Annotated in this window: 8 protein-coding genes and 2 tRNA genes; 7 read left to right on the top strand and 3 right to left on the bottom strand. The window is 63.4% G+C overall.

From position 1 onward, the window contains the following. Window positions 1-229: 229 nt before the first annotated feature. Together MKK51_RS19530 and MKK51_RS19535 are read left to right on the top strand one after the other, a co-directional pair. Entirely contained in the window at window positions 230-1312 is a 1083-nt protein-coding gene (locus MKK51_RS19530) for a catalase family protein (RefSeq protein WP_243979859.1), read from the top strand. A gap of 63 nt (window positions 1313-1375) precedes the next feature. Then, the gene (locus tag MKK51_RS19535) at window positions 1376-1876 is read left to right on the top strand and encodes a DUF2721 domain-containing protein (protein ID WP_243979861.1); all 501 of its coding nucleotides are present in this window, start codon (window positions 1376-1378) and stop codon (window positions 1874-1876) included. Between the two features lie 18 nt (window positions 1877-1894). Here MKK51_RS19535 and MKK51_RS19540 read toward each other — a convergent pair whose 3' ends face one another. Next, window positions 1895-2695: a pentapeptide repeat-containing protein gene (locus tag MKK51_RS19540; RefSeq protein WP_243979863.1), complete on the bottom strand. Its 801-nt coding sequence runs from the start codon at window positions 2693-2695 to the stop codon at window positions 1895-1897. A 418-nt stretch (window positions 2696-3113) separates the two neighbouring features. After that, window positions 3114-3527 carry an ester cyclase gene (locus MKK51_RS19545; protein ID WP_243979865.1) on the bottom strand — a complete coding sequence of 138 codons (414 nt, stop codon included), beginning with the start codon at window positions 3525-3527 and terminating at the stop codon, window positions 3114-3116. A gap of 1157 nt (window positions 3528-4684) precedes the next feature. Between MKK51_RS19545 and MKK51_RS19550 the strand changes: the two genes are divergently transcribed. Next, the gene (locus MKK51_RS19550) at window positions 4685-5377 is read left to right on the top strand and encodes a DNA-binding protein (protein ID WP_243979866.1); all 693 of its coding nucleotides are present in this window, start codon (window positions 4685-4687) and stop codon (window positions 5375-5377) included. A 229-nt stretch (window positions 5378-5606) separates the two neighbouring features. On the opposite strand, the gene MKK51_RS19555 is transcribed toward MKK51_RS19550, so the two are convergent. Next, a tRNA-Gly gene (locus MKK51_RS19555) sits at window positions 5607-5681 on the bottom strand. 246 nt (window positions 5682-5927) lie between these two features. Here MKK51_RS19555 and MKK51_RS19560 point away from each other — a divergent pair. The 4 genes from MKK51_RS19560 (at window position 5928) to MKK51_RS19575 (ending at window position 9877) form a co-directional block, all read left to right on the top strand. After that, a complete protein-coding gene (locus tag MKK51_RS19560; protein ID WP_243979868.1) occupies window positions 5928-6614 on the top strand; it encodes a Maf-like protein in 687 nt (228 codons plus the stop codon). Beyond that, window positions 6611-6805 carry a DNA gyrase inhibitor YacG gene (yacG, locus tag MKK51_RS19565; protein ID WP_243979870.1) on the top strand — a complete coding sequence of 65 codons (195 nt, stop codon included), beginning with the start codon at window positions 6611-6613 and terminating at the stop codon, window positions 6803-6805. Before MKK51_RS19560 ends, yacG begins: the two co-directional genes overlap by 4 nt. A gap of 100 nt (window positions 6806-6905) precedes the next feature. Continuing rightward, window positions 6906-6981: transfer RNA gene (locus MKK51_RS19570), tRNA-Phe, on the top strand. Window positions 6982-8707: 1726 nt separating this feature from the next. Continuing rightward, window positions 8708-9877: an alpha/beta hydrolase gene (locus MKK51_RS19575; protein ID WP_243979871.1), complete on the top strand. Its 1170-nt coding sequence runs from the start codon at window positions 8708-8710 to the stop codon at window positions 9875-9877. The last annotated feature ends 371 nt before the right edge of the window (window positions 9878-10248 follow it).

A 10248-nucleotide genomic window follows, 5' to 3' on the forward strand; every position in this document is an offset into this window, starting at 1 on the left:
TCTTCTATTGCCACGAAAACTAAGCAGCGCTTCGAAGCCAACTTATAGCGCAGCCGAACTCAGGTAGACTTTCAACGGACGCGAAGTCGTCCCGGACCGGGAATGGCCCCCGACCGCCTCGATGTTCGAAACGGTATCCCGTTTCCGACTCGATACGTCGACCCCCGAATCCGCTGCGCTCTTATCCGCCCCGGTCCGCTTCAGTTCCCCAATCACCGTGAGGAAGATCATGACCTACCTTAGATACGCACCCGACGTCGAGAAGCCCGATCCGGACGAGCAGAAGACGATTGACGGCATCATCAAGGGGATGACGCAGCAATCGGAGACCGTCGAGGCACGCGAGCACCATGCCGTGCGCGCCAGCCACGCCAAAAGCTCAGCTTGCGTCACTGGCGAGTTGACGATTTCCGCCGGCTTGCCGCCTGAACTGGCGCAGGGGCTGTTCGCCACACCAAGCACCCACCCGGTGGCGGTTCGTTTCGCTCAGGGGCCAGGCGAGACCCTGGGTGACCGGGTCTCGACCCACCGCGGCATGTCCATCAAGGTGTTCGGCGTGCCCGGCGAGAAGCTGCCCGGCCACGCCGCCGACACCCAGGACTTCGTCCTCGCGACGGGCACTACCTTCCCCTCGGGCACGGCGGCCGGCTTCCTTCGGGACGGCACAGTCATCGGCAAGTCGACGGGTTTGCCGGAGGGGGTCAAGAGCGCGGTCTCGTCGACCATGCGCAACCTCAACCGCGCCCTGCACGCCTTCGGGACGGAGAGCGCCCTGGCCGACTTCTTCGGCCATCCCTTCAGCCACCCGCTGGCCGACAGCTACTTCAGCCAGGCGCCGGTCCGCTACGGCGACTACGTGGCAAAGCTCGGGGCGGTGCCGTCGACGGAAAGCCAGCGCGCCTTGTCCGAGTGGCGGCTCGACCCGCACCAGGACGAGGACGGCTTCCGCCACGCCACGGTCGCCTTCTTCCGGGACCACGACGTTGTCTTCGAGCTGAGGGCCCAGCTCTGGACCGATGCCGAGAGGCAGCCCATCGAGGACGCCTCGGTCGACTGGCCGGTCTCGATCAGCCCCTACCGTACGGTGGCGACGCTGCGCCTGCCGCGCCAGGAAGCCTATGCCCCGGATCGCGTTCGCTACTTCGACGAGGTGATGACCTTCCGTCCGGCGCACAGCCTTGCGGCCCACCAGCCACTCGGTTCGGTCATGCGTGCGCGGCTTCAGGTCTACCGGGCGCTGAGCGACTTCCGTCACCGCGAGAACGGCATCGCGTCCGAGGATAGCGCAAGTTTCGATAAGGTGCCGGGCTAGACACGACCACCCGAGAGCCTCGTTCGTGAAGCCGGGTTGGCTTCCGCATCCATATGGAATTCCATGGTCCAGCTTAGCGACGTCCTCAAGGCCATCGGACCGAACGCGTCCATCGTGTTCGCGGCCTGGATTTTCATGGGCTTCCTGCAACAGCGCTATGACGCGGCACTCGGACGTTATCAGCAGGCGGTCGGGGACTACCGATCCGAGGGACACGATATCGGCAGGGCGGACAACCTGCGGGCCCAGGTACTCGCGTACCGGCGCCGCTGCCGATTGATGAGCCGAGCCTCCCTCATCGGCCTCGTCGCGGCCATCCTGCTGATCAGCGCCCTCATCTTCGGTGCGCTGGATGTCATCGTGCCTCGGTCGACGGCCATCACGGTTCTCGGCATCGCGACGGCCATCGGCGGCTTCGTCCTGGTCATCGTCGCCGCCATCGTCGTCATCGTGGAGGGAGCCGTTGTCATCCGTCAGATCGACGACGAGTTGCGCGACGTGCCGAACCTCACCGACGGTGCCGGCGGAGGGGCCGGGAACGACGTCGGCAATGCGCGGGCCTGAGGAACGGCTCCGCCGATCTCAGTTCGACGCGTGGGTGATGGCGCGGTCGACGTTCACGCGTTCCGACCAGTCCTTGACGCTGTCCTGGCCCTTGAGATCGATGAGCCGGGCGGCGGTGACGTCGACGTTCCTGAAGTCAGCCCCGGCGACGGTCGCGCCGGTGAGGTTCGCACCCGACAGGTCCGAGCCCATCAGCACGACGTCGGTGAGATCCGCATCGGTGAGGTCGGCGTATTCCAGGCGCGAGCGCCCGAGGTTCGCACCCTTCAGGTTGGCGTCCTTGAGGTTCACCGAGACGAACACGGTCCGCATCAGGCCCATGGACTGGTTCTTGATGTCGGCGCCGCCCTTGAGATCGATGAGCGTCGCCCCTGCCATGTTGGCACCCTTGAAGTCGCCGATGGGCATGGAGCGGCTGAGGTCGGCCCCGGTGAGGTTGGCGTCGCGGGCCGTGATGCCGAACATCTTCGCGTCGGCGAGCTTGGCCCCGGAGAGATCGGCCTTGATGAACCAGGCCTGCTCCAGGTTCGCGCCGGTCAGGTCGGCTCCTCGCAGGTTCGCCTTGTTGAGGCGTGCGGTCCGCAAGTTGGCGCCCCTGAGGTTCAGGCCCGACAGATCGAGGCCGGCGAGCGCCTTGTCGGAGAGGTCTATGGGCTTGCCGTCCGCCTTGACTATCAGCGCCTCGACGTCGGCCCGGGTCATCTCGGCCTTGGTCATCGCGGCGGAGCCCATGTCGGCTCCGAGCAGGAGGTCCTGCTCGGCTCTGGCGTGGGCTGCCAGGAAGACGGAGGCGAGGATAAGAGGGACGAGGCGGCGCATGGTGTCTCCCGGTCGTCCCGGACGAACGGCCGTCGAAGTTGTCTTCGAGGCTGCGCCGCCAAAGCCAATTTTTGTTCGTTGACGATTCCCATAACGCAGGCGGATCGAATTCGTCAGTGACTCAAGTCACCTCCGCGACGGGATACACGGCGTAAGCCCGTCTGCGACCGGACGGGCACTATTGCCGATCAGCCGCTCAGGGAAACGCCGCGACCGCAAGGGTGGCGCGTTTGGACAGTGCGAGAATCCGAAGGCATGGAAATGCCGACGTTTATTGCTGTCACCAACCGTTCCGTTCGCGATGCCGACATCGCGAACCGACATCCGGCTGGGCCGCACGCCTTCGGACTACTCGAAATCCGAGACGTGCGGCGGGGGCCTCCAACTGGCGTTACGAGGGCGGGTCCGTGCGCTCCGACTATCCGTCTATCGCGCCGATCTGCTTCATGATGCCGAGCTCGTCGGACGAACCCCATCGCTCGACCATCTTCCCGTCGACGAAGCGGCCGATCTGCATGCCCCGGACCTTGATGGCCTTCCCGGTGGGCTTGTGCCCGTTAAAGTCGCCCTGGTGCGTACCGGTGAGCGTGTAGGCAAACGCGACGTCGTCCCCGTCCGCGACGAGCTTCTTCACCTCGACCTTCATGTCCGGGAAGGCTGAGTGGAGCTGCGTGAAGAAAGCTTGGTATCCCTCTGGACCCATACGCTGCCCCGGCGCCGGGTCGTGGTCGTGGCAATCCGAGGCGACGACTTCGGGAAAGGCGTCGAACCGGCCGCCGTTGACAAGTTCGCCGAACGTCTCGGTCGCCTTGATGCTGGTCTCACGGGACATAGTGTTCCTTGGGGCTCGGAGATGGCAAAGGCGCGCCCGGCGCCTCGACGCACGGGAAACTCCTGCCTAGCCAGGTCGTTGCGTGCGTCCCCCGGAGAGGTCGGAGTGAAGTGGAAGCCCTGGCCGAGCATTTGGGAAAGCGTAGCCGGTGGCCCAGCGGCCCCTCCCGGCTTTTGAGGCGACTGCCACATATGGCCTTCTCGCCTGCCACCTATCCCCGGCGCACTGACAACTTTTGACTGATGCAGCACCGACCCACGTCAGGTCTCCAGCGCATGGGCCGTATCGGCGCAATATGATGTGATGCGTCGTGGCACGCGAGCCATGACACACGGTGTGGTCCTCCCAAGGACAATTCCTCCTTCAACTTAGGGCCACCCCTCACAGGGGCGGCCTTTTTCGTTCCACGGTCCCTGCGATCAGGGTCGGCGAGAACGGCCGCTTATTTTTGCGCCCGTGCGGAGAACATTGCGCCACTCGATATCGCCTCCATGCGGACGGATTGGATCGGACCTCCCGCTACCGCTTCATCCCCACGGCCCCGGGGATACGAGGCGATTGCCGAGCTTCGACATACGTTCCCCTTATCTTCCGCGAGGGAACTGAACCGGGCCGCAGAAATTTCCATGCGCTTCTCACACTACCTGAAGTTGCTCCAGAAGGTAACTTTGGTGTTCGAAATCGGATCTTTGGTTCCGATATCAATTGGATCGGATATCAGCTGTCGTTTGCGCAGCAGAGCAGTGATGTTTGTGATATTGATCACCGGGTTCAGTGCCATATTGGTTGGGATTTTCTAAAAGTGGCTAGACTATGCCATCGGCCTACAGACACATCGAGCCGCCGCTATCTGGTAAAGCGAGTCACTTACCCAGGAAGCGAGTCTCTCTTTCTCGGTAACGCTAGGCGTGTGGGCCGTGAGATATCATGGTCGACCGGTACCGGTCTTCGGCCTTTACCGGTTCTGATAGGGGCTCACTCGGCTGGCGCGGGAAGCGCCGCGGCCCCGGCTAATCCTTTTGATCAGCTCAGCATCACGCCGTCTGGTCTGGTCACGGCCGATACCAGATACCGAGTACCGGTATCTGGTATCGGAACCCTCAACTGAACGTTAGCTGTTTTGCGTGATCCTCTTATCATTCGAGGGTCCCCTTCACATGCCGACACAAGACGAAGTGTTCGAAGCGGCGGACGCACTTCTCGCAGGGGGCCAGCGCCCTTCTAGACGGCGAGTGCACGAACGACTGACGAACGGAGGATCGCCGGATGTGATCTTGAAGCACCTCGCTGCGTGGCGGGAGACCCGGAGATTTAAGCCTCAGCTGGAACTTAAGGATCTTCCAACGAGCCTCCAGGAGCGTTCCGGCGCCATGGTGAAAGAAACATGGCTGTTGGCCCAGAGCGAGGCAGCGCTCGGCTGGCAGCGGGAGCGTGCCTCCCTGGAAGAAATCCGGCGGGATGAGGCTGAGGATCGCGAGCACCTCCTCGGCTTGTTTCAGGAATCTGAAGCCAAAGCAGAAGGACTCGCCGCGCAACTCGCAATGGCTGTCGCTGAGGCGGACAGGCTACGCACTGCCCTGGCGGTCTGTGAAGACCAACTCCAGCGCTCCCGGTCCGAGGCCTTTTGGGATCGCGTAATGCAGGAGGTGCGAGCACTCCTGCCGTTAGAGGGCGGCATGACGTCCGAGGAGATCTTAGCGGCCCTGCAACCCTGGACGAAACGGGGGGCATCCGTCGCCAAGCAGAGGCTGAACCCTGGAACTCTCAGGATAAAAATGGAAGACCGGGCTCATTGGGGCAGGTACTTGGTCGCGCTGGGCGATGGTCGCTTCGGGCGTCAGGCCGGATGACCGGGGAGTGGATCAGGTCGCCCCCTCGGGGCAGTGACGGCTAGTCGCGATTTAGCCAACGGTGCCGTCCTTCCGCCGTCATGGTTGCAACTTCAGGTCGCAATCGAAGCCGCCGGACATTTTTACGACAGCCTGGGCGGCATCTTTTGACAAGCCGTAACGGTGGTATCAATGTGGTATCGCCCTGTTTTGGGGCGCCACGTCGCACCAGCTAAGTGCTTCAAATGATTGGAGCGGGCGATCGGGATCGAACCGACGACATTCAGCTTGGGAAGCTGACGTTCTACCACTGAACTACGCCCGCGTGCCGACAGGCGGGAAAGGCCTCGACAGGCGCGTTCCGGCTTTCCAGCGTGGGGACCATATCAGAGCGGACCGCTTTGTCCACGGTCCCGTCGCGGCGTTCCGCGAGGGTTTGCGTTCCCAAGGGGCGGGCTTTCCGATAGCGTGCCGGCCGGTCCGGCACGTCGATCCGGCCCATCGCGGCCCGGTCGCCTCGACACTTCGGCACGGCGCCCATCCCCAGCATGCGGATTGTCAAAAAGCACCGATGGATATTTCCTCAGCGCAAGGCGGCACGCACGCCACGATGAATGACGCCTCCGGCGCGACGCCCCGCCCCGGCCCGCGCCTCGTCCTCGCCTCGGCCTCGCCGCGCCGGCTGGCGCTGCTGCAGCAGGCGGGCCTCGAACCCGACGCCCTGCTGCCCGCCGACATCGACGAAACCCCCAACAAGTCCGAGGCACCGCGCGACCTCGCCCGGCGCCTCGCCCGGACCAAGCTCGACGTGGCGGGGGATGCCGCGCGCCGCCGCGATGACATGCGCGACAGTTACATCGTCTCGGCCGATACGGTGGTGGCCGTGGGCCGGCGCGTCCTGCCGAAGGCGGAACTGGCCGACGAGGCCACGGATTGCCTGCGCCTGCTCTCCGGGCGCCAGCATCGCGTCTATACGGCGGTCTGCGTGCTCTCGCCCAAGGGCAACCGCCGCGAGCGCGTGGTGGAGACGCGGGTGCGGTTCAAGCGCCTCTCCGGCCGCGACATCGAGCGCTACATCGCCTCGGACGAGTGGCGGGGCAAGGCGGGGGGCTACGCCATCCAGGGCCTCGCCGGGACCTTCGTGGTCAAGCTCGTGGGCTCGCACAGCGCCGTCATCGGCCTGCCGCTCTACGAGACGATCAGCCTCCTCGAAGGCGAGGGGTTTCCCGTGCGGCAAGGCTGGGGGGCGATGGCATGAGCGGGACCGCCCTCCCCAAGCGGAAGCCGGAGCCGTGCCCGGTCTGCGCCAAGCCCGCGCAGCCGGAGTTCCAGCCCTTCTGCTCGACCCGCTGCGCCGATATCGACCTCGGCCGCTGGCTCACCGACCGCTACGCGATCCCCACCGACGAGGACGAATCCGAGGACGAGGCCCCGCCGCGCTCGTCGTGAACCGATGCGATTGCAGGATGTGTGAGAAGGAGGCTGGACAGGGCCGCATCCCCTCACTATACCCCCGCTCCAGTCGACGGCGCCAAGCGCTTCGGCGGTGGCCCAGGTAGCTCAGTTGGTAGAGCATGCGACTGAAAATCGCAGTGTCGGCGGTTCGACTCCGTCCCTGGGCACCAAATTTTGCTTTTCAGCAGAACAGCTTATGGTGGGGATGCTTGTAGCATTTCTGCACCTTGAGGCCATCGGGTCACACTGGGGGCACAAAAGCTCAGCGCAGAAATCTTGATGCGCGTGGCGACCAAGTACCGGACCCAGCTTCAGCTCCTTATCGGGATTGATTCGAGAACGAACCTCACCGAATCAGCCGAAAGGACTCACACAGCCTCGTAGGATAATTCGAATCACGCGACGCCTTGCATTCAGACACCGCGCGTCGAAGCCCTTCCTTATTTTGAAAGCCGCAGCGTCGATTAGGTCGAAGCGCTCGACGTGCGGCGCGGGCCGTCGGCGGCGCGGCGGAGAAAGCCAAAGCCTGCACTTTCGAGCTTCAGCGTATCGGTACGCTAGCCTTTGCAGTTGGACGGGGTCGCCTTCTTCCAAAATTCATAAAATACGAGGTTCGGGCTGCACATCGATCCCCCGAGGCTCGAAAGAGCGCCTATGAAGCGACCCAACATAATTTGGCGGTAGCCCATAAGCGATGTCGGCTACGTTAGTATCTGGACGGTCGCTCTCTCAAGGGAGGGAGCTGACCGAGAAGCCGAACGATAGCCCCTGACCCGGTCTCGTGAAGGGTTGGGGCTGCTGCGAGCAGCCCAACCACGAGGACCCAATTCCATGTCAGCACAGCTCCTTTCCGAGATAGAGGCCATCAACGGCGACGTCGTAGCCGGTACAGGTAGCGGCCCTGGCGCGACCAATTTTTGGCGTGCAGGCCTCCACCACCGCGCTCGCCATCTCAGCCCCGCTCCGGACCTCCGCCAACTTGTTGGTCGTCAGGCCCTCCTCGCGCGGTACCTCAGTGACGAACTGCCCGGTGCCCTCGCTAAGCGCGGAGGCCGCCGTCTCGCCGCGTGCAGAGGTAAGGCCCCCTGCACCTCGGCAGCCTGCCCCGTCTGTCGAGCCCTCGGCGACGCTTGGCTGGCCGGAACCTGCCGGCAGCTTCTCCAAGCAAAGCCGTACGGCTGGGTCGCCTTCGGCGGCATTATCCTGGACCAGGACCCCATTAGGGCACTCGACGGCTACGCCCCTCGAAGGCTCTCAGCCGAGTTTAATCGATCTTTACAGCTGCTTGGGCTCGACCATTTGGCATGGCACGGCCGCTTCGCGGTGTCGGTCCAATCGAGCTTTGCCACGCGAGAGGACAGCATCACGGTCAACGTGGCTGCAGTTGCGACCACCGGTCCGTACCACGACCTCTCGGGTCGCTTTGACGAACAGCCGCCTGGAACTCTCATGGCCTTTCGGGCGGCGGCGGCAGTCGAAGCTGGAGCCGAGGGTATCGATGACGCCTGCAGATTGGCCCATCACCAATGGAACGTCCCGACGGCGACCCAGCAGGGTTGCACTCGCCTCTCTCAGTTCACCGCACCTCCAGCGCACGACCTACCGGGCGACCTGCGAGTGATTGAACTTGAACTGGCGGTCGCTTCGTACGTCGCAACGTGGGGGTACCGTGATCTGCTACTGCCGGCGACCGCCGCCCGTTTCGACCACCTGATCGGGTCGGACTGGGTGCCAAGGTGACGACAAGGCGGCTTCCGTCAGGGTAGCACAGCGAGACTCCAGGGAAGGGCTCTCCTGCGGGTATGTGTGAGCGCGCAAGCCCCACAGATGGACACGCAGCATGATCCCCGTCGATACTCTGGCTACGACGCGCCAGACGTCCATAGGAGGATTTCGATGCGGAAGTTGACGCTGCTAGGGGCCTGCGCCCTGTTCGTGTTGACGGTGGTGGTCAAAGCCGAGCCTGTTCCTGTCACCCCCGACGTACCAGCGACCTTCAAGCCAGCTCAGCGTGAGGGCTACTTCTTCGTTGGCGGCCGCTACGAGGGGGCTGGCGGGAAGGAGTTTGCCACCGGGCAGATGTTCGTCCAGTTCCACGCTCCGACGCAGGTCACACAGCCTTTCCCTGTTGTCATGGTGCATGGCACCGCGCAGACCGGCGTCAACTTCCTTGCCACACCAGATGGCCGAACCGGATGGGTAGATCACTTCGTAGAGCGCGGCTTTGCCGTCTACGTCGTCGATCAGGTCGGCCGGGGCCGGTCGGGCGACAACCCAGAGGTCTATGGCCCTTACGCTCGACTCGCACCCGGCGATTTGGAAAGCATCTTCACCGGTCAGGAGCGGTTCGAGCTATTCCCGCAGGCCAAGCTCCATACTCAATGGCCGGGCGGCCCCGGAGTGAAGGGTAATGAAGCGTTCGACCAGTTCTACCTCTCACAGGTCCCGTACATCGCGAATGCGTTGAAAAGCGAGGAGCTGGTGAATCCGGCACTGATTGCACTGCTCGAGAAGATCGGTCCCTCGGTCCTTCTGACTCACTCGCAGGCGGGAGTGTTCGGCTGGGCTGTTTCTGACCAGCGGCCGGATCTTGTGAAGGCGCATGTTGCCGTTGAGCCGAACGGACCGACTTTCTATGACATCCGGTTCAAAGGCGATGCAGAGTGGTACGAGCGCGTTGGTGACGCTCGCGCTCGGCCCTATGGCATCACTCGGGTGCCGCTTAAGTTCGAGCCACCAGTGAACTCCCCAACTGACCTGACGGTCATGCAGGCCGACCAGCCAATCCGGCCGGATCAGATCCGCTGCTGGTTGCAGGCTGAACCGGCTCGGAAGCTTCCGAACCTCGCGAAGGTGCCGGCTGTCATCGTCACCGGTGAAGCATCATTCCGGGCGACGATGGACGACTGCACAGGTGCTTTTCTAGCTCAAGCAGGCGCGAGACCAGATCGTCTCGCGCTCGCCGAACACGGCATTCATGGCAATGGACATATGATGATGCTGGAAGCGAACAACGGAGCGGTCGCCAACGTAATCATTGACTGGATCGTGGCTAAGACGCACTAAACCGGTGCGATGGGTAGGCGAATTGGACCGAGCACGCTCCTACGCTTCCGGCCACTCGCCACGCCTAACTATCCCGATTGCACCATTGGGCAGTGGCCGTCGCTGACCAGAAAAAGGACGACGACGGTAGGCAGCAGTGCATGATCACCATAGATGACTTGAACTAATCCACGAAATTGGATAGCTAGCGGTCTAGGACGTCGCCCTCCGACGGCGAAAAAACGGGCTCGACTGTCAAACAGCGTTGAACATTGACCCTGGATCGGCGTCGAACTTTGACCCCCTGGATGGGTATGGCGGGACGCCCCTGATCAGCCCGGCGAAGCGGGTCGGGGTGGCGCAGCCGGGCTTATCAGGGGTCCAGCAGGCGC

The sequence above is a fragment of the Methylobacterium sp. E-045 genome (assembly GCF_022829685.1).
GTDB lineage: Bacteria > Pseudomonadota > Alphaproteobacteria > Rhizobiales > Beijerinckiaceae > Methylobacterium.